Source organism: Pseudomonas sp. p1(2021b), assembly GCF_020151015.1.
Lineage (GTDB): Bacteria > Pseudomonadota > Gammaproteobacteria > Pseudomonadales > Pseudomonadaceae > Aquipseudomonas > Aquipseudomonas putida_K.
This window is the reverse complement of record NZ_CP083747.1, coordinates 54898-73429: the sequence shown is the minus strand read 5'-3', so window position 1 is coordinate 73429 and position 18532 is coordinate 54898. Positions and strand designations below refer to the sequence as shown.

Genomic DNA, 18532 nt, shown 5'->3' with positions numbered 1-18532 from the left:
CGATCACAGCACCTCGGCGCAGAACACGGCGGGCGTGACAATCCGCGTGCGTTCGATGTGCCCGCGTTGCAGCAGGCCGGCGCGGCGATCACCGGTCACCAGGTAGTCCGCATCGCCTGCCAGGGCCATGGCCAGCAGAAACGAGTCATCCGGATCATCGGCTTCGACCTCGATGGTCAGACGCTCCAGTACCACAGCCCGTTGCAGGTTATTGATCATGGCTCCCACTTTGGCGGGCTGAAGGATGGCCTGGAGCTTGGGGTAGCGGCTGGCTCGGCGGATTTCATCGAGCTGCATCCGCGAGGTCACTACCTCGAAACGCGCCGCCCGCCAGGCACGGTAGATCGCATCGGGCGCGCCATGCGGCGAGATCAGTGCGCTGAACAGGATGTTGGTATCCAACACGACCCGCATCAGCGCTTACGTGCCCAGTCGAGCGCTTCGTCAACCGCTTCGGTCAGCTCTGCCTCGCTCAGATGGGCATTAGCGGCCTTGGCCTGTTCGGCCGTCAGTTCCAGGATGTGGGCCCGCACCGCCTCTTCAATGAAGCGCGACAGGTCGCCTTTCCGGCCACCGCCCTGGCTGGCCAGAAACATCCGAAGCGACTGGTCGGTGTCGGCCGAGACGGCGACATTCCAGCGAATCGTATTCATGGCGTTCCCCGCTAGTAGGTGTTTGTGTGTTTATACGCCAATCACAAAGGGCTATGCAATGGTTCAAAAAAACCTTCGTTTTGCCGAACTTTAAGTGGACAGGAATCGGCTGGTTAACCTACCTGCGCTACGGTTCAAATAACTGGTACGCTTAATCAAAGTTCAACTATTACTAACGTAGTCGAGTAAACGGTACTTTTGATGAAGATCGGTTATGCGCGGGTGAGCACTCGGGATCAGAACGCCGACCTCCAGGTCGATGCCCTGAAACAGGCCGGGTGCGAACGCATCTATCAAGACATCGCCAGCGGCGCGAAAAGCGCCCGGCCGGAGTTGGACAAGTTGCTAGCCCATGTTCGAGCGGGCGACACCGTGGTGATCTGGAAGCTGGATCGCCTCGGGCGCTCCCTCAAACACCTGGTCGAGCTGGTCGGCGAGCTGGCAGAGCGCAAGGTCGGCTTGCAGAGCCTGAATGACCCAATCGACACCACCCACGCCCAAGGTCGCTTGGTGTTCAACCTGTTTGCCTCGCTGGCCGAGTTCGAGCGCGAGCTGATCCGCGAGCGGACTCAGGCGGGTTTGTCGGCCGCGCGGGCGCGGGGCCGGATCGGTGGCCGTCCCAAGGGCCTCCCAGCCAAGGCCGAGGCCACCTCCATGGCGGCCGAGACGCTGTACCGCGAGGGCCGCCTGAGCGTCAGCGCCATCGGCGAGAAGTTACACATCTCCAAGAGCACGCTGTACAGCTACCTGCGCCATCGTGGTGTTGAGATCGGCGCACACCAGAAGAGCGCCCAGCCGCGAGGTCAGCAACGCAATGTCGCGTCGCCGGCAGAGCCCGCCGCCGAGCAGGTGGCCACCGTCACGCTGCGCCTGGCGGTGGTGAACAACAGCAAGTTCGTTCGCGGCCGGAAACGGGCCAAGGAAAATATCGAGCGCTACTGCTTGGAGCCCTACAGTATGAAACGGCTGGAGTCGGGCAACTACGAACTGGCCATTCCGTATCGGAGCGACGATGAGCTGGACAAGACCGTGCATGACTTGCTGACCGAGATCAGCCAGGAAGCCGACATGCGCAACTGCTTTATCGAAGCCGATGCCTGGGAAGAAGGCTCTGAACGGCGCTGGTAGGGCTTAAGTGCACTTTCTGTTCCATTGCTCCCCAAACCCCATCATACAACTCTGCAAAATCATGAGCGCAAACCCGAATAGGACGAGGTAACGGTTTTCTGGGATCAATCTGACTAATAGCAGCCAAGACTAGGCGATGTTCATTGAGAGTTAATCTATAGCTTGCTGCGATCAGGCTATTGGACTTTGTGACCTTATGGCACTTATGCATAAGTGCCTCCTCGCTGAGTCATTCGCTCGGACTTCCGAGGTCGACCAGGCTTTCGTTTTGCGACAGGCCCAGCAGAGTCAATTAAGTCGAGTTGAACAACATGCAGCTGCAGCCAACTCTCAACATCCGCACGACGCCACAATAGTCTGCCTGCACCAGGAATGCGGCAAACAGGAGGCAAGCGCGAGGGATTCTTTGAATGCTGGTTTTTGATGGTGCCGGTAGACCGGCCTAGGATCTCAGCGAGATCAGTAACGGTGAGAAGCTTTTCGAGCGACATGATTCATCCTCGCCCGACCAGAAGGTCAGGTTTGGATGGGTCCACGGCAGCGCTGGTGATTGAGCAAGTGGAACTGCTGCTTCAGTTCCAGGATGCGATCATCCAGACGCGGGGTTGTACCCACAGTCGCCCACGCTTTCCTCCGCACCGCGCCGATTATTTTCCGGCCCCATCAATGCCGGTAGCTTGGTGTCAATCAGGCGATTACCCCCGAGAGAGGGCATCCTTTCTTCCGTGACAGTCTCGTCCGCTTACTACTGCCACGGTGCCGGGCCGAGGGACCCTGCTAACCTTCATCGGCTGCCACACCATTAACAGATAGTGGGGGGCCTCAGGCCAGGGCATTTCTCGTACCTCGCCGGCGCGTTCGTATTCAGACTAATCATTGGCAGTCATCCGCGCAACCACCATGGCACACTTTTGTCACACTGAAGCTGTGAATAATGATGATTCAGCGTGATCGACGATTATCGAGAGCGCCGACGCAGCCCAGGGAAATAAAGGGATTTAACGCTTACAGGCTGTACTTTAAGGCCCCGGCATGACGCCAGGCTTTGCAGTTGCACTGCAAAGGCCCGACGGGGAAGGTTTCGCGGATCAGCTGGGGAGGCGTGGGTTGCATCGGGGTTCCTGCGGGTGGGTGGTGGTTTCTGGCAGGTGCAAAGGGTGAGCCCAAGGGGCGGCGTCATTCAAGCCCTGCCGCCGTGTTCATCGCGCCTGCGCAGCCCCGGCGCCCTGGCCCGGCAGCAGGTGTGCGCCGGGCGGGTTCGTTACCAGCGCAGCAGGTAGGGGCCGACGATAGCGCCGAACAGGGCGGGCAGCAGCATGCCGGACAGGTACCAGACGCCCCAGAACGGTACCTCCATTTCCGGGCAGTGCAGGCAGTAGGCCAGGGTTGCGGTGGAGCCGGCAAGCAGGCCGCCGCCTGCGCCTGCCAGGCGCAGACGGGTCGGGGCCAGGCCACGCAAGGCCCAGAACACCGAGATAAAACCCGGCACGGAAAGCATCGCGATGTTGAATGGGCATTCTTTCCAGCTTATGCCCAGCAGCATGGGCATGCGTGCCTCGGTCGGTGCTTGCCACAGGGCCGCTATCGCGGCCAGCCACACAACGATGATGGGCAGACACAGCGACGCCCAGGCCGCACCGCCTTCGACACCCGGCCGAGCCAGGCGCGTGGAAAGCCACAACGAGCCCAGGGCGAGACTCCCGGGCAAGGCGAGCTTGGCCCAGAACACCGGTGTGCGCGCCACTTCGGCCAGGTCTGGCCGCACCCCGAAATACAACGCCATCAGCACAACTGCCGCGACACCGCCGACGAGCAGTGCCAGGGCGAAACGCTTGGCCATGGCCAGCCTGTCCATTGCAGGCTCACCCGCAGCAAGCATGGAAATCAGGTCATCCGTTTTCATGGCTCTGTTTACCTCTGATCACCATCGCCAGCGCTTTCAGGCCGCGATGGATACCTACCTTGACCGCAGAACTGGAAAGACCGGTCAGTTGAGCCGTTTCCTCTACCGAACGGCCTTCCAGTTTCACATGAATGATGGGCAGACGCTGACGCTCGGGCAGGTGCTGTAACAGCTTGCCCAGATCACGCCGGGCCTCCGCCGGGCGGCTATCCTCCACCTCGAACATGTCTTCGTCCAGCGAATCGGACAGCGCATCGCGGCGGGCGAACGCACGGAAGTGATCGGCCAGCTTGTAGCGGGCGATCGCCTGCACCCACACGGTCAGCGGCTGTTCGGCGCGATAGGTGTGCCTTGCGTTGTGCACGGCCAGCAGTACCTCTTGCAACAGGTCCTCGACCTCTCCCGGGCGCTGCGCCAGGCGTCGGCGAAGGAAACCGCGCAGGTGCGAACTGAGCGCGGTGAGGAATTCGCGGTATGCGGCCTCGTCGCCTGCCAACCCACCCAGAAGCAATGACTGCAGGCGCTCTTCGCGCGTGGCCATGACCTCATAGCTTGTAGTTCGCTCCATTGGCCGCCTTAGTTACACCGCAGGTGGATATTTTTCATTGAGCCCAGACTGCATCATATCGGCCGCAACGCCAAAGGTTTCAATCGGCGCAGGTGCACCGAAAGAAATCTCAACATTTTTCTGCCGCGCTGTAACCGTATCGACTGCTACGACGAATTACCTGTCGGACCGTCACACCGAGCTGACGGCCATCCAGTCCATTACGGAGATATGCCATGAAAAGCATCGCCCTCGCTACCGCCGCACTCGCCCTCGCCTCCATTGCATCCACCGCCATGGCCGACAACCAGGCCACGCCAAGCGTGGAAAAATGCTACGGCGTGTCCCTGGCCGGCAAGAACGACTGCGCCGCCGGTGCCGGCACCAGTTGCGCCGGCACCTCCAAGGTCGACTACCAGGGCAATGCCTGGAAGAACGTCCCGGCAGGCACCTGCACCTCGATCAAGACCCCCAAGGGCATGGGTTCGCTCACGCCGATCAAGTCCTGACCCACGGGGTTGCCGACCACGCCCGCACGGCACCGATGCGTGGCGTGGCCGGCGCACCGCTTTAGCACCGCCTGCCCGTCACCACGCTGCGCCCATGCAGGCCGCAGCCCGGCGGGATGCAAGCACCAACGTTGTGTATTCCCTGACGCCTTGCCGATACGACAGGCAACGCGCCAGGCCGTTTCAACGATCAGGGAGCGTTCAGCATGTTCGCCGTAGTGGGTCGGTTCTTCGGTAAGTCAGTCCATGGCAAATTGACCCTGGGCTTTGGCGCGGTGCTACTGCTATCGATCACGCTGTCCGGGATCGCCCTGCGCAGCATCAATCAATTGACCGACCGCAGCGAAGCGCTGGTCGAGAGTGCCTCTCTCGCCACCCTGATCGCGGCGGTTCGCCTCAAGGAAAACGAATTCGACCGCAATGGCCAGAGCAGTGCTGCCCAGGCCTACACCCGCGAGGTCGAGAAGCTGGGTGCGCGGGTGAATGAAATCCGCGCCAGCCTGGGCCCCGAGGCCCGCGAAACCCTGGATCACATCAGCGCCGTGGCGGGAGACTACGAACAAGCATTCGACAAGCTGGTAACGGCACGCCACCAGGCGACAAGCGCAGAAAAGGCCATGCTCCCCGCCATCGAGGCCATCGAGCAGCACTTCGGCAATGTCCGCCAGGCACTGTTTGACCTGCTGCCGGGCGGCGACCCGCAGAGCATCGAGCGGGCGCGCATGATCGTTGAGCTCGAAACCATCATTTCCCGGCTGCGCGAGCAGGTCCAGAGCTACATCGCCCGCCCCACAGCCGAAGGCGAACAGCGGGTGGCCCAGACCGCCGACAGCATACGCAATCGCGGCAATGAACTGTGGGAGCGGCTACCCAACGACACCCTGCAGGCGCAACTGGTGGAAGGGTTGCGGGCCGTGCTGGCCTACCAGGACCGGGTAAAGGAGTTGCAAAGCAGCGTGAGCCAGAGCGAATCGGTGAAGCAGACCCTGCTCGCACACTCCGAGGAGCTGCAACGACTCGCCACGATCGCCTACCAGCAACAGGTGCAGGGGCGCGATACCGATGTGCGCTCCGCCCATGGCGAACTGCTGGTGGCCCAGGCACTGGCATTGCTGCTGGGCCTCGGCGCCGCCTGGCTGATCACCCGGCAGATCGTGCCGCAACTGCATCGGGCCCTGGCCCTGGCACGGCACATCGCCGCCGGGGACCTCACCGGCAACCTGGACCATCGCCTGCACGATGAACTGGGTCAGTTGATGGATGCCATGCGGGAAATGGCGCGTCATCTCAGGCAGATCATAGGCCATATCGGTGCGAGCACCGAACGCCTGACGGTATCGGCGACCGACCTGTCGGGCGTGGCGACCCGCAGCAGTGCCGGGCTCAGCGACCAGCGCCACCAGACCGAACAGGTGGCGACGGCCATGGGCGAAATGGTCGCCAGCGCCCGGCATGTGGCCGAGGACGCGCGCCAGGCCTCACAGTTGGCGATCACCACCGAAGCCCGCAGCGTCGAGGGCGACCGGGTCATCAGAGAAGCGGTCGAGCAATTCGAAGCCCTGGCCAGCAATGTGCAGGTGTGCAACCAGGCCATGGCCCGCCTGCGCCATGATGGCGAGCGCATCAGTGGTGTACTCAACGTGATTCGTGACGTCGCCGACAAGACCAACCTGCTGGCGCTCAATGCCGCAATCGAAGCCGCCCGCGCCGGTGAATCGGGGCGCGGGTTCGCCGTGGTCGCCGATGAAGTGCGGGCGCTGGCGCAGCGCACCCAGAGTTCCACGCGGGAAATCGAAGCGCTGGTCCATGCCCTGCACACCGGCACCCAGGAAGCCACCACGCTGATGGAGCGCAGCGAAAGCATGAGCCACACCAGCGTGCAGCTTGCGCACAGCGCCGGGCATGTACTCGAGGAAATCCGTGAGTCGGTGGCGTCGATCCAGGCGGCCAACCAACAGATCGTCGTCGCCGCAGACCGGCAGACACAGCTTTCCGAGCATATCAACGAAAACATCACCACCGTGCGCAGCATCACCGAAAACTCGACCAAGGCGGGTGCTCGCATCGCCTCGGCCAGCCAGGAGCTCTCCAGCCTGGGCGCAGAACTGAACGAGCTGATACGGCACTTCACGTTCTAGGCATTCGACTGAAACCATACGGCCCGACCAAGGAACGCCTATGAACATTCTCCACTTGCTGGGCAAGCGCCCCGCGCGCCCTGTCATCGACGAAGCCTTGCTGTCCAGCCTGCTGACGCTGGCCTGGGTCGTGGAAGCCCGCGATCCCTACACCGGCGGCCATCTCTGGCGCGTTGCCCAATACTGTGCGCTGAAGCCGAAAAAAGCGGCTTCGCACCAGCGGAGGTGGCGCGCCTTGCCCTGGGTGGTTTCGTTCACGACCTGGGCAAGGTCGGCATCCCGGATGCCATATTGAGAAAGCCCGGCCCGCTGAACGATGACGAATACGCGGTGATCCGCACGCACCCGGAAATCGGCCGGCGCATGCTCGAAACCCATCCGATAGCCGCGCTGGTGATGGATGCCGTGGCCTCGCACCACGAAACCCCAGACGGCAGCGGTTATCCCCACGGGCTCGGCGCAGCGGATATTTCCACGATGGCCGCCATTACCGGTATCTGTGACGCCTTCGACGCCATGACCAGCTCCCGCGCCTACCGCCCGGGCATGCCGCTGGACAGGGCGCTGGGCATCATCGGTCAGAACCTCGGCACGCAGTTCAATACGCACTATGGCCGCCTGTTCATCGAACTGGGGCACGAGGGCCTGCTCGACGCCGTAATGGGGCATACCGACGCGGGCATTCCCCTGCGTCGCTGCGCGATGTGCGGCCCTACCGTGGTCCTACAGCAGGCTCACGTCGAGGGCGATCATGTCTTCTGCCCTTCGTGCGCCAGCGGCTACGAGTTGGTTCGCCCCACCCCGGACGCTGCCCTGGCACTGCGTGCAACCGGGCAAACCGGCAGCCCGGACGACCTTGCGCCCCAACCCGATACCGACCTGCTCGCCCGCCTGGCCCGGCAATTCAGCCCGGCCCGTGGCCCGGCCTGAGCCGACAGCCCCTACCAGCGCAACACACAACGCCCCAGCAACGCCCCCAATGCGGTGGGCAGGGCCATGCCCAGCACATACCAGACGCCCCAGAACGGCACGGTCATTTCCGGGCAGTGCAGGCAATAGACCAGGGTGGCCAGCGTACCGGCCAATGCACCGGCACCCGCCCCGGCCAGGGGCAGCCGGGTGGGCGCCAGGCCGCGCAGCGCCCAGGAAAAGGCAACGATACCGGGGAGCGAGAGCAGCAGGATCTTGAACGGGCAACCCTTCCAGGTTCTACCCAGGGTCAATGGCAAGCGGGCGGCCAGCGGTGCCTCCAGCAGGGTATAGGCACTGGCCAACCACAGCACCAGCAACGGTATGCACAGCATGACCCAGGCGCCGCCGACCCGCCCGCCCGGACACGCGGTGCGCCGCGTCAGGTACAGCGCCCCCGGCAGCAACGCGACCGGCAACGCCAGCTTGGCGTAGAAAAGCGGCAAGCGAGCCACCTGCGCCAGATCGGGACGTACCCCGAACAGCAGGGTCATCAGCAACGCGGCCCCCAGGACACTGACCACCAGCGCCAGGGCAAAGCGCTTGCCGAACAGGTGCTTGTCGACCGCCGGCACACCGGTCGCCAGCAGGGTAATCAGCTCGTCAGTCCTCATCGTCCAACTACCTCTGCTACCCGATGCCAAGCGGGCCTTGGCACCAGCGGGCGCCCGGCCATCGAAGCCATGTGCGGCCGAGCGCGGTGCCGTTGGCACCGGCCAGGCCCTGTGGAGGTAGTTCGCTGCCAAGGGGGTAACGGTTACAGCCTGGGTGAATTTTCCCGCGCTGTAGCACCAGGTGGTTGCGCCCCCGGGGCATGGGCAGGCGTCAAGGCGGCGAGCGTGAGCACGTCGAAGGAAATATTCGATGTGCTGTAACCAAGTGCGCCGCCAGAGCGAATTACTGGTCGGACCGTCACGTTGCGCTGGCGGCCATTGAGCCTCTCACGGAGATACACCATGAAAAGCTTCGCCCTCGCTACCGCCGCACTCGCCCTCGCCTCCATTGCATCCACCGCCATGGCCGACAACCAGGCCACGCCAAGCGTGGAAAAATGCTACGGCGTCTCCCTGGCCGGCAAGAACGACTGCGCCGCCGGTGCCGGCACCAGCTGCGCCGGCACCTCCAAGGTCGACTACCAGGGCAATGCCTGGAAGAACGTCCCGGCAGGCACCTGCACCTCGATCAAGACCCCCAAGGGCATGGGCTCGCTCACGCCGATCAAGTCCTGAGCGCAGGCGCCGCCGATCATGCACGCTCCTATGCCACTGGGTGCCGGCCTTGGTTTGAAGGCCGAGCACTACGACGCCGCCCGGGACTGCAGCGCAGCCGGGCTGTGGTTTGAGGTCCACCCAGAGAACTACATGGTTGGCGGTGCTCGCCTGGCCCACCTGGAAGCGGTGGGCGAACGGCATCCGCTGTCGCTGCACGGGGTCTCCCTGTCCCTGGCGGCGGACGCCGCCCCCGACCCGACGCACCTCCAGCGCCTGCGCAGGCTGGCAGACCACGTGCGACCGGCGCTGGTATCCGAACACCTCGCCTGGTCCACCTGGCGCAATCACTATTACCCGGACCTGTTGCCATTCCCGCGCAGCCACGAGGCCCTGGTACGCATCGCAGACAACATACAGCGTACCCAGGATGCCCTGGGGCGCAGCATTGCCATCGAAAATCCCAGCCATTACCTGCACCTGGACGGCCACGACTGGGATGAAATCGACTTTCTCACCGAGCTGACGCAGCGCACTGGTTGCGCCCTGCTGCTCGACATCAACAACGTGCACGTCAGCGCGCACAACATCGATTTTGATCCGGCCGCCTACATCGATCGCTTCCCGGGCCAGGCCGTCGCGGAGATTCATCTGGCGGGGCACAGCCATGACGCCGGCGGTGCGTTGCTCATCGACTCCCACGACGCCCCGGTCGCTGACCCGGTCTGGGCCCTGTATCAGCGCTTGATCCAGCGCATCGGCCCGCGCCCGACGCTGATCGAGCGCGATGACAACGTACCCGCGTTCACGGCATTGCTCGGCGAACGCGCGCACGCCCAGGCCATGCTCGACCGACTGGGAGCGACGCAATGATCAGACGTCTCGAACACTTCCAGGACGCCTTCATCGAGGCCTTGCAGGTACGTGCCGCCCCGGAACTGTCCGCCCTCACCGCGCAACCCGGCTTTCAGGTGTACCGCAATACCGTACTCAAGGGCTGCGTCGAGGCGCTGTGTGACAACTTCCCCAGCGTCGAACGCCTGGTCGGCCGTGACTGGCTGCGCGCGGCGGCGGTCGTTCATGCCAACGCCTGCGCACCAAGCGATGCCCGCCTGATCTTCTACGGGGCGGACTTTCCCGCGTTTCTCGCGGCCTTCGAGCCGGCCCGGGAGCTGCCCTACCTGGGCCCGGTGGCCCAACTCGACTACCTGTGGATAGAGGCCTTCTGTGCCGTGCAGGAGCCCGCGCTGGAACTTGCCAGCCTGGCCGGCGTGTCGCCCGAGGCACTGGCAACCTGTCACCTGCGCCCGCGCGCCAGCGCACGCTGGCGGTGGTTCGACGAGCAACCGATCTACAGCCTCTGGCGCTGCAACCGCGAAGGGGTGGACCTGCCTGACAACCTGCCCTGGCAGGGCGAAGGCGCTTTGCTGGTGGGCCATTGCGATGGCGTCACCTGGCACGCGCTCGAACCCGCTGGCTGCGTGTTTCTGGACGCCTGCGCTGCCGGACACGATCTGGAGCGGGCCTCGGCCCTGGCCTTGCAGCGGCAAGGCGACCTGGACTTTACCGACCTGCTCAGCCGCTTGCTGGGTGCCCGCGTGTTCTCTCCCCTTGTTCTTGCATGAAGGAAATAGCCATGGATATCACCCAGCCGTCGTCCAACAACAGCCGCGCCACAGTGCGTCAACGCTGGGACCAGGTTGCGACCTGCTTGATCAGCGACTCGACGCTCAGCCTGGTGGCGCGCATCAGCGTTGCGGCGATCTTCTTTCTCTCGGGGCGCACCAAGGTCGAGGGGCTGTTGACCATCACCCCCGGTACCTATGAGCTGTTTCGTAGCGAATACGCCCTGCCGCTGCTGTCACCGCACCTGGCCGCCCACCTGGCGACCTATGCCGAGCATGTGTTTCCGCTGCTGCTGATCGTCGGCCTGTTCTCGCGCCTGTCTGCCCTGGCGCTGCTGGGCATGACTGCGGTCATCCAGGTATTCGTCTACCCCGATGCCTGGCCAACGCACCTGTCCTGGGCCGGATTGCTGCTGGTCATCATCGGCCGGGGCGCCGGGGCGTGGTCGCTGGACAGGCTGCTGCGCATTCGCTGAATGCGACTGGCGCAGGCAATGCTGTGCGCTTCAGGTCGTGGGCGCTCCGTGCCCCTCTACCGTTTATGAGAGAGGGGCAGGAACCGAGGCCCACGGCTGAATGCATCAAGGCTATTACGGCAGGTACGGCAGGCTCAGGGGCTCATTGCCCGGCCGGTACATTGCCCGCCGTCTGCCCGAAGAGGATCTTCTTGCCCGCCTCGGTCACCGTCGGGCGGCTGGAGAACGGCTCACCCCTGGCGTAGGCCCTGACCGTGGCCGGGCGCTGGGCGATGGCCTCGAACCAGCGGCGCACATGGGGGAAGTCGTCGAGGTTCTGCTGCTGGTTCTTCCACGGCACGATCCAGGGGTAGCACGCCATGTCGGCAATGCTGTACTGCTCGCCGGCAACGAAGGTGCTGTCCGCCAGGCGACGATCCAGCACGCCATAGAGGCGGTTGGTTTCGTTGACGTAGCGGTTGATCGCGTAGGGGATCTTTTCCGGTGCATAGATCCCGAAATGATGGTTCTGCCCGGCCATCGGCCCAAGCCCGCCCATTTGCCAGAACAGCCATTCCGTCACCGTCTTGCGGCCACGCAGGTCGGTGGGCAGGAACAACCCGGTTTTTTCCGCCAGGTACAGCAGGATGGCGCCGGATTCGAACACCGTCACTGCTTCCCCGCCATCGGCCGGCGCAGTGTCGATGATGGCGGGCATGCGGTTGTTCGGCGAGAACGCGAGGAAATCGGGTTTGAACTGGTCGCCCGCGCTGATATCCACCGGGTGGATGCGGTAGTCCAGGCCGGCCTCTTCCAGAAACAGGGTGATCTTGTGGCCGTTGGGTGTTGGCCAGTAGTAGAGCTCGATCATCGTTGGTGGTCCCCGTGAAGGTTCAAGTGACTGTCAAGCAGGGTCAGCGCTGGCCGTACCATGCCTTCGAGCAGTTCACGCTCCGGCCGCGTTCGGGCCAGGACGCGAACGCCCAGGAGAATGCCCAGCAGCAGGCGCGCCAGATCGTCCGCCGGCTGCGCGCAGGTAATGGCGCCGCTGTGCTGGCCGGCCAGCACGCAGCGCCGGAAAAAGGCCTCGATCTGTATCAGGACAGCAGCCACGGCGCGCTGGAAGTCGGGGTCGTCCGGTGAGGCCTCAAGGGCGGAATTCACCAGCATGCAACCCTTGTGCTGGGGGTCGTTGAGCGAGCGTTCGAGTATCTCGTCGAAGAACGCCCCGATGGCCTGGCGCGGCGGCAGGACGCCTTCGAATCGCCGCACCCGGTCGGCAAAACCCTCTTCGACGTAATGGTCCAGCGCACGGCGATACAGCGAGCGCTTGTCGCCAAAAGCGTTGTACAGGCTGGCACTGGTCAGCCCCATGCCCTGGGCCAGGTCACGCACCGAAGTGGCCTCATAGCCACGGGCCCAGAAACATTGAACGGCTGCATCGAGCACCGCCCTCTCATCGAACTCTCTTGGCCGAGCCATCCGTACTCCCATTGCCAGGCCAACACAGGTGTTGCCCTTTTTCTGTAGACGGCCCTATTCTAGATCGAACGATCTAAAACACAAGACAGGACCCCACCCGCATGATTCATTTCTACTACCACCCCACGCCCAACCCGGCCAAGGTCGCCCTGTTTCTGGAAGAAACCGGGCTGCCCTACCAGCTGGTTCCTCTCGATACCGGCAAGGGCGAACAGCACACCGCGCAGTTCCGGGCCATCAACCCCAATGGCAAGGTCCCGGCCATCGTCGACAGCGAAGGCCCCGGTGGCCGCGAGGCACGGGTGTTCGATTCGACCGCCATCCTGCTCTACCTCGGCGAAAAGACCGGGCAGCTCATGGGCGCGCCGACCGACAAACCCGAACTGCTGTCGTGGCTGATGTTCATCGCCACGGGTATCGGGCCGTTCTCCGGCCAGGCCGTGCACTTCCAGTATGCCGCGCCGGAGAGCATCCCCTATGCAATCAACCGTTACCGGCGCGAAGCCGAACGGCACTACCAGGTGCTGGATGAGCACCTCGCCGGGCGCGACTACATCGTGGGCGACAGCTACACCCTGGCGGACATCTCAGCCTGGGGCTGGATCGACCGTGCCTCGCGCGTGCTCAAGGGCGAAAGCGACCCGCTGGCCGCCTACCCCAACATCCAGCGCTGGTTCCAGGCCATCGATGCGCGCCCGGCGGCGGCCCGTGCCCGTGAAGTGGGCAAGGACCACGCCTTCAAGAAAGACCTCGACGAGCAGATGCGCCGCGCGCTGTTCCCCTCCAACTACCCGGCGTAAGCCTCACCGGGTCAGCGTGCCCAGCGCACGCTGACCCCCGGACACGATCCCCAGAGAGGTGTGGCATGCAACCCATTGAAGGCATCGTTTTTGATCTCTACGGCACGTTGTACGACGTGCACTCCGTCGTCCAGGCCTGCGAAAGCGCCTACCCGGGCCAGGGTGAGGCCATCTCCCGCCTGTGGCGACAGAAGCAGCTCGAATACACCTGGCTGAGCAGCCTCATGGGCCGCTATGCCAGCTTCGAGCAACGAACCGAAGAAGCCCTGCGCTACACCTGCAAGCACCTGGGGCTCGCCACGGATGAAACCACTCTGCGGCAGCTCGGCCAGGCCTACCTGCACCTGGCTCCCCACCCGGACACGACCGCGGCCTTGCGGCGGCTGAAAGCAAGCGGCCTGCCCATGGCCATCGCCTCCAACGGCTCGCACCACTCCATCGAGCAGGTCGTCAGCCACTCGGACATGGGCTGGGCATTCGACCACCTGATCAGTGTCGAAACGGTCAAGGTGTTCAAGCCGGACAACCGCGTCTACAGCCTGGCCGAACAAACCATGGCCATCCCCAGGGACAGGCTGCTGTTCGTCTCGTCCAACAGTTGGGATGCGACCGGCGCCCGGCACTTCGGCTTTCCGGTGTGCTGGGTCAATCGTCAGGGGGCCGTGTTCGATGAATTGGGCGCCACCCCGACCCGTGAAGTACGTGACCTGGGCGAGATGAGCGACTGGCTGCTCGATTGAAGCTGTCCGCGCGAACGGCGCCCATGGATGATGGCCGGGGCGCCGTTCGGGCCAGGGCTGCTAGTGAACAAGGCGAATGCCGTCGATGCGTACCTGTTCCCCAGGCGAGAAGGCTTGCCCCGGCGTACGGAAACGCTCGCGAGTGCCGTCATCGTTTTTCACCCTGTAGGCGTTTTCACTCAGGCCCGCCGATGCCATCGCTGCGCGGTGGGCTCAGAGGTTGTCGCTGTCGGTCAGGTAATTGACCAGGCGCCGAAGCCAGGGCGCGATCAACAGCACCACCGGAATCATCATCAGCCAGGACAACACCCAGGCCTTCGACCAGTGCCCCATGAACCGTTCCACGGGAAACAGCGGACGGCTGGCAATTGCCGAGGCAATCGCACAGGTAATGGCCGACTGCAACAACGCAAAAAGATGGTGCCCGTGGCGTTTCGATAGCTTGATCACTGTACATGCCCCCTGGTTACGGGAAGCGCGCCATGCGCCTCCGCCTCGATGCCCTCAACGCGTGAACGCCACAAAGGCGCCTGGCATGGCTGTTATCCTGCCGCGAATGCGCACAGTGGTTTTATCCGTCCGTGCAGAACATTTTACCGATTGTCCCCACTGCGCATTCTATGCGGAACGAGCCTGGAGGCAATGCGCTCGCCTGGCCGGGTCATCGCGACCACCGATGAGTCACCGCGACCACAAAAACTCCAGGTCATAACGACAACAAAAATCACAACCTACTGTTTTTAAACAACTTATATACTGGCATGGTTTGTGTTCAGCACAGTGCTCACCCACTGAATGCAAGGACAAACCATGCAGCACAACGAATTCGACAATCGCCTGGCTGTGGTCACCGGTGCCAGCTCGGGCATCGGTTACGCGTTGACGACCGGCCTGCTCCAGGCCGGGGCCAGGGTGTTGGCCATGAGCCGTCACCAGGGTGAGCTGGGGGCTTTGCAGGAACACTACGGAGAACGACTGACCTGGCTTGAAGGCGACATCAGCCGCGCCGACGACCTCGCCAGGCTGGCCCGGTATGCGCACACCCTGGGCCCGATACACTACCTGGCCCCCAATGCCGGGATCGCCCAGTTGGCCGATGGCCTGGATGCCGCAGCCTTCGAGCGGCAATGGGCCGTCAATGGCGCGGGCGCGCTCAATACCCTGGCCAGCCTGAAAGCCCACCTGGCCCGCCCAGCCTCGGTCGTGTTCACCGGCACCTTTCTCTCGCAGGCAACCTTTCCCGGCCTCGCCGCCTACATTGCCTCCAAGGCGGCCCTGAAAGCCTTTGCGCGCAACCTGGCCGTCGAGCTGGCAGCCGACGACATCCGGGTCAACATGGTATCGCCAGGGCCCACGGCAACACCGATCTGGGGCACCCTGCAACTCAGCGACGACGCGCTGGCGGCGGTGGCCAAGACAGTGAAACAGCGTTTGTTGAATGGGGCATTTCTCGAACCCGCCATGATCGCCGACGCCATGCTGCACCTGCTGTCGCTGGGCGCACGGGGCATCCACGGGCAGGACCTGATCGTCGACAACGGCTACACCCTGCGCTGACCATGGCATGCGCCGGCAGGGCATATGCCCTGCGGTGCATGTTCATCGCAGCAAGGCCGCCATCAGGCGGCCGTCAGGCGCACTCAGGCAAACTGGCTGAACGACATATTGTCGTCCACATTATTGCCGGTACTGGCTGTGGTCGGACCACCCACCAGTTGGCCGCCCCAGGGATTGCTCTTCGGTTCGCCCTCATTGATGGCGACCTGCGAACGCTCCTTGATGGGGGAACCGCAGAATTCGGAAAAAATCGTACGCTAAGCTAACGGTGTTCTCGTGACAGCTCTTTGACTAGGCTTTCTAAGGCCATTCTGATAGCCCTGACTTCCTGAAAAGCCATGGCTAAAATTTGTGCGGCTAAAAGGGATAACCGATGGTAAAGTAAGTTATCCCTGTCGAGATACTGAAAAGCGTTATCCTCGTTTTTCCCAAAACTGTTTTGCCAGTTCGCTCAGAGCGCTAGTTAACTGAGCGACAGATTTCGCACTTTGCAAATTATTCTGCCCGGTCTGTACATTGGTATCAGCAGCATCGCGTATATTGTTAATACTGCGGTTGATGTCTTCACTTACTGCTCCCTGCTGCTCGACCGCAGTCGCTATTTGCGCGTTCATGTCGGTAATTTCGTTAACACGTTGGCCAATTCCATCAAGAGCTGTAGCTGCTTCCTCTGCGTGAGCTACACTCGTGTGCGCTTGCCGACTACTTTGCTCCATGACTGTAACAGCGGATTGCGCTCGCTCTTGTAGAGCGCTGATCATGCTTTGAATATCCGTTGTCGATTGCTGGGTGCGAGCAGCAAGACTGCGAACCTCATCGGCGACAACAGCAAAACCACGCCCCTGCTCACCAGCACGCGCGGCCTCAATTGCTGCGTTGAGTGCCAACAAATTCGTTTGCTCGGCGATCCCTCGTATAACGTCAAGAACTTTTGATATCTCGTTACTTTGACCTTCAAGCTCATGAATAACCTGAGCGGCTTGCCTAATTTCACCTTCAAGGGCAATGATTGACTGGCTTGTGTGGGCTACCAGACGCTGGCCAGATGCCGTCTCAGTGTCTGCTCTTCCGGCCGCATCTGCAGCATGCTGTGCATTGCTCGCAACCTCTTGAATGCTTGCCGCCATTTGGTTTACTGCCGTTGCTATTTGATCTGTCTCTGCCTGCTGCTCAACTGTAAGTACATTGCTTGACTCAATATCCTTTAGTAGGCTTTGGGTGTGTTCGCTAAGCCGATTTGATGCATCACCTATGCGACCTACTACGCTGCCTGTTTCAGCTTGCATCATTCGTAAAGCAAACTCTATTTGGCCAAACTCATCGGTGCGCCCAGTGTAGAGGGATTGACTTAATGGGTTATTGGAAATATTCCTGGCTCTTTCAACCAGTCTTCCAAGAGGAGAGAGAATAGCCAAAACACTAACAGAGCTTAAGCTTCCTGACATTAAAGTAGCTAACAATAAGCTGCTTATTGATGTATCAGTAAGCATGCCGGCAGCCATTGCGCTTGATATAATACTACCCCATATGAGCAAGAGTATTTTCACGGAAAAGCTAGCAGCCCATTTCGGCCTCGCGGCCTTCCCGCTTCTCAATTGAGCATATAATTTTTCCGCAGCCAAAACCTGCTCAGGTTCAGGCTTGGTCCTTACAGACTGGTATTCAACAATCGAACCATTCTTAGCTATTGGCGTTACATAAGCACTTACCCAATAGTGGTCGCCATTTTTACAGCGATTTTTTATTAGCCCCATCCATGAGCGGCCAGATTTTAATGTACTCCACATATGCTCAAATGCAGCAGGCGGCATATCTGGGTGTCTTACGATGTTGTGAGGCTGGCCTAATAGTTCTTCCTCAGTGAAACCACTGATTTTAATGAAGTCAGGATTAATGTACGTGATATGGCTTTGAGGGGAGGTAGTCGAAAGAATATTGGTATCTTTTGGGAGTTCTAAGTTTCGACCCGTCACTGGTAAATTCTGGCGCATAAGAGCCTCAAGGGTTGGCTGTTTTATTTTATTGTATTCGGCATTAAGCCCAATTTCTTTAGCGTTACGATAAAGCTAGCATGGAAACGATAGGTGCAAGCAAGTTAAGGGTTGCATCGCGCATGTCAATCTAGGCTATACCCTAACTTGGCGTCAGACCATCCGGCGCTAAATCGTCAGAATAGAGTTGCCTTCCGAATTGATTGACATACGCCGTCAAGGGTCATAGATTTCTTCCTGACACATTTCCCTCAGGAGGATACCTTGCACGGTCAGCGCATCGGTTACGTCCGCGTCAGCAGCTTCGACCAGAACCCAGAACGGCAGCTCGAACAGATCCAGGTGGATAAAGTGTTCACCGACAAGGCGTCGGGCAAGGACACACGGCGGCCCGAACTGGAACGGCTGCTCGCCTTCGTGCGCGAAGGCGACACGGTCGTGGTGCACAGCATGGATCGTCTGGCGCGCAACCTCGACGACCTGCGCCGCCTGGTGCAGGGCCTCACCCAGCGCGGCGTACGCATCGAGTTCCTTAAGGAGCATTTGACCTTCACCGGCGAGGACTCGCCGATGGCGAACCTGATGCTGTCGGTAATGGGCGCGTTCGCCGAGTTCGAACGCGCCTTGATCCGCGAGCGGCAGCGCGAGGGCATCGCGCTCGCCAAGCAGCGCGGGGCCTACCGTGGCAGGAAGAAATCCCTGTCGTCTGAGCGTATTGCCGAACTGCGCCAACGTGTCGAGGCTGGCGAGCAAAAGACCAAGCTGGCTCGTGAATTCGGAATCAGTCGCGAAACCCTGTATCAATACTTGAGAACGGATCAGTAAAT

23 protein-coding genes and 3 pseudogenes are annotated in these 18532 nt (G+C 61.7%); 14 read left to right on the top strand and 12 right to left on the bottom strand.

The annotated features are described in order from the left end of the window. Positions 1-3 precede the first annotated feature (3 nt). Positions 4-414 (bottom strand): putative toxin-antitoxin system toxin component, PIN family, encoded by a 411-nt coding sequence (locus K8374_RS24725; protein ID WP_004574518.1) that lies wholly within the window; start codon positions 412-414, stop codon positions 4-6. Then, positions 414-653 (bottom strand): ribbon-helix-helix domain-containing protein, encoded by a 240-nt coding sequence (locus tag K8374_RS24720; protein WP_004574517.1) that lies wholly within the window; start codon positions 651-653, stop codon positions 414-416. Before K8374_RS24720 ends, K8374_RS24725 begins: the two co-directional genes overlap by 1 nt. A 201-nt stretch (positions 654-854) precedes the next feature. On the opposite strand from K8374_RS24720, the gene K8374_RS24715 reads away from it, so the two are divergent. Further along, on the top strand, positions 855-1781 hold the full coding sequence (locus tag K8374_RS24715; protein ID WP_004574516.1) for a recombinase family protein: 927 nt from the start codon (positions 855-857) through the stop codon (positions 1779-1781). Here the strand turns inward: K8374_RS24715 and K8374_RS24710 are convergent. The 4 genes from K8374_RS24710 to K8374_RS24700 all read right to left on the bottom strand — a co-directional run bounded on the left by K8374_RS24710 (position 1735) and on the right by K8374_RS24700 (position 4252). Next, positions 1735-1992, bottom strand: coding sequence for a replication initiation protein (locus K8374_RS24710; RefSeq protein WP_079392336.1), 258 nt, complete (start codon positions 1990-1992; stop codon positions 1735-1737). The two genes, K8374_RS24715 and K8374_RS24710, sit on opposite strands and share 47 nt — an antisense overlap. After that, positions 1985-2272, bottom strand: a complete 288-nt coding sequence (locus K8374_RS26365) for a helix-turn-helix transcriptional regulator (RefSeq protein WP_073656513.1) — start codon at positions 2270-2272, stop codon at positions 1985-1987. Before K8374_RS26365 ends, K8374_RS24710 begins: the two co-directional genes overlap by 8 nt. A 770-nt stretch (positions 2273-3042) precedes the next feature. Then, the gene (locus tag K8374_RS24705; RefSeq protein ID WP_021703084.1) at positions 3043-3684 is read right to left on the bottom strand and encodes a DUF1109 domain-containing protein; all 642 of its coding nucleotides are present in this window, start codon (positions 3682-3684) and stop codon (positions 3043-3045) included. Continuing rightward, positions 3671-4252: a sigma-70 family RNA polymerase sigma factor gene (locus K8374_RS24700; protein WP_034011917.1), complete on the bottom strand. Its 582-nt coding sequence runs from the start codon at positions 4250-4252 to the stop codon at positions 3671-3673. Before K8374_RS24700 ends, K8374_RS24705 begins: the two co-directional genes overlap by 14 nt. Positions 4253-4467: 215 nt before the next feature. Between K8374_RS24700 and K8374_RS24695 the strand changes: the two genes are divergently transcribed. The 5 genes and pseudogenes from K8374_RS24695 (at position 4468) to K8374_RS24680 (ending at position 7808) form a co-directional block, all read left to right on the top strand. After that, a complete protein-coding gene (locus tag K8374_RS24695; protein ID WP_021703082.1) occupies positions 4468-4740 on the top strand; it encodes a DUF2282 domain-containing protein in 273 nt (90 codons plus the stop codon). A 206-nt stretch (positions 4741-4946) separates the two neighbouring features. Next, positions 4947-5975, top strand: a pseudogene (locus K8374_RS26645) (methyl-accepting chemotaxis protein); the annotation flags it as partial. 21 nt (positions 5976-5996) lie between these two features. Beyond that, positions 5997-6878: a methyl-accepting chemotaxis protein gene (locus tag K8374_RS26640; protein WP_370649567.1), complete on the top strand. Its 882-nt coding sequence runs from the start codon at positions 5997-5999 to the stop codon at positions 6876-6878. 40 nt (positions 6879-6918) lie between these two features. Beyond that, a complete protein-coding gene (locus K8374_RS24685; RefSeq protein ID WP_217989955.1) occupies positions 6919-7173 on the top strand; it encodes a hypothetical protein in 255 nt (84 codons plus the stop codon). Further along, positions 7104-7808, top strand: a complete 705-nt coding sequence (locus tag K8374_RS24680) for an HD-GYP domain-containing protein (RefSeq protein WP_263498546.1) — start codon at positions 7104-7106, stop codon at positions 7806-7808. The genes K8374_RS24685 and K8374_RS24680 overlap by 70 nt, the downstream gene beginning before the upstream one ends. Positions 7809-7819: 11 nt before the next feature. Here the strand turns inward: K8374_RS24680 and K8374_RS24675 are convergent, their stop codons facing one another. Then, positions 7820-8461, bottom strand: coding sequence for a DUF1109 domain-containing protein (locus tag K8374_RS24675; protein WP_021703079.1), 642 nt, complete (start codon positions 8459-8461; stop codon positions 7820-7822). A gap of 342 nt (positions 8462-8803) precedes the next feature. Between K8374_RS24675 and K8374_RS24670 the strand changes: the two genes are divergently transcribed. Genes K8374_RS24670 through K8374_RS24655 form a run of 4 tightly spaced genes read left to right on the top strand, consistent with a single transcriptional unit; the run spans position 8804 to position 11156 of the window. Next, positions 8804-9076, top strand: coding sequence for a DUF2282 domain-containing protein (locus K8374_RS24670; RefSeq protein ID WP_021703078.1), 273 nt, complete (start codon positions 8804-8806; stop codon positions 9074-9076). A gap of 18 nt (positions 9077-9094) precedes the next feature. After that, positions 9095-9928 carry a DUF692 domain-containing protein gene (locus K8374_RS24665; protein WP_021703077.1) on the top strand — a complete coding sequence of 278 codons (834 nt, stop codon included), beginning with the start codon at positions 9095-9097 and terminating at the stop codon, positions 9926-9928. Then, entirely contained in the window at positions 9925-10680 is a 756-nt protein-coding gene (locus tag K8374_RS24660) for a DNA-binding domain-containing protein (protein ID WP_021703076.1), read from the top strand. Before K8374_RS24665 ends, K8374_RS24660 begins: the two co-directional genes overlap by 4 nt. An 11-nt stretch (positions 10681-10691) precedes the next feature. Continuing rightward, positions 10692-11156 (top strand): DoxX family protein, encoded by a 465-nt coding sequence (locus tag K8374_RS24655; RefSeq protein WP_034011916.1) that lies wholly within the window; start codon positions 10692-10694, stop codon positions 11154-11156. A gap of 142 nt (positions 11157-11298) precedes the next feature. Here K8374_RS24655 and K8374_RS24650 read toward each other — a convergent pair whose 3' ends face one another. Beyond that, positions 11299-12006: a glutathione binding-like protein gene (locus K8374_RS24650; RefSeq protein ID WP_021703074.1), complete on the bottom strand. Its 708-nt coding sequence runs from the start codon at positions 12004-12006 to the stop codon at positions 11299-11301. After that, positions 12003-12617 (bottom strand): TetR/AcrR family transcriptional regulator, encoded by a 615-nt coding sequence (locus K8374_RS24645; RefSeq protein ID WP_034011914.1) that lies wholly within the window; start codon positions 12615-12617, stop codon positions 12003-12005. Before K8374_RS24645 ends, K8374_RS24650 begins: the two co-directional genes overlap by 4 nt. A 101-nt stretch (positions 12618-12718) precedes the next feature. On the opposite strand from K8374_RS24645, the gene K8374_RS24640 reads away from it, so the two are divergent. Further along, positions 12719-13417, top strand: a complete 699-nt coding sequence (locus K8374_RS24640; RefSeq protein ID WP_021703072.1) for a glutathione S-transferase family protein — start codon at positions 12719-12721, stop codon at positions 13415-13417. 65 nt (positions 13418-13482) lie between these two features. Continuing rightward, positions 13483-14157: a haloacid dehalogenase type II gene (locus K8374_RS24635; protein ID WP_021703071.1), complete on the top strand. Its 675-nt coding sequence runs from the start codon at positions 13483-13485 to the stop codon at positions 14155-14157. 213 nt (positions 14158-14370) lie between these two features. Here the strand turns inward: K8374_RS24635 and K8374_RS24630 are convergent, their stop codons facing one another. Continuing rightward, positions 14371-14607 (bottom strand): DUF2798 domain-containing protein, encoded by a 237-nt coding sequence (locus tag K8374_RS24630; protein ID WP_021703070.1) that lies wholly within the window; start codon positions 14605-14607, stop codon positions 14371-14373. A 360-nt stretch (positions 14608-14967) separates the two neighbouring features. Between K8374_RS24630 and K8374_RS24625 the strand changes: the two genes are divergently transcribed. After that, a complete protein-coding gene (locus K8374_RS24625; RefSeq protein WP_060495442.1) occupies positions 14968-15714 on the top strand; it encodes an SDR family NAD(P)-dependent oxidoreductase in 747 nt (248 codons plus the stop codon). A gap of 413 nt (positions 15715-16127) precedes the next feature. Here K8374_RS24625 and K8374_RS26635 read toward each other — a convergent pair. Together K8374_RS26635 and K8374_RS26630 are read right to left on the bottom strand one after the other, a co-directional pair. Continuing rightward, a pseudogene (locus K8374_RS26635) lies at positions 16128-16652 on the bottom strand (methyl-accepting chemotaxis protein); the annotation flags it as partial. Positions 16653-17051: 399 nt separating this feature from the next. Next, a pseudogene (locus tag K8374_RS26630) lies at positions 17052-17705 on the bottom strand (PAS domain-containing protein); the annotation flags it as partial. Positions 17706-17969: 264 nt separating this feature from the next. On the opposite strand from K8374_RS26630, the gene K8374_RS24615 reads away from it, so the two are divergent. Continuing rightward, a complete protein-coding gene (locus K8374_RS24615) occupies positions 17970-18530 on the top strand; it encodes a recombinase family protein (RefSeq protein WP_003124096.1) in 561 nt (186 codons plus the stop codon). Positions 18531-18532: the final 2 nt, after the last annotated feature.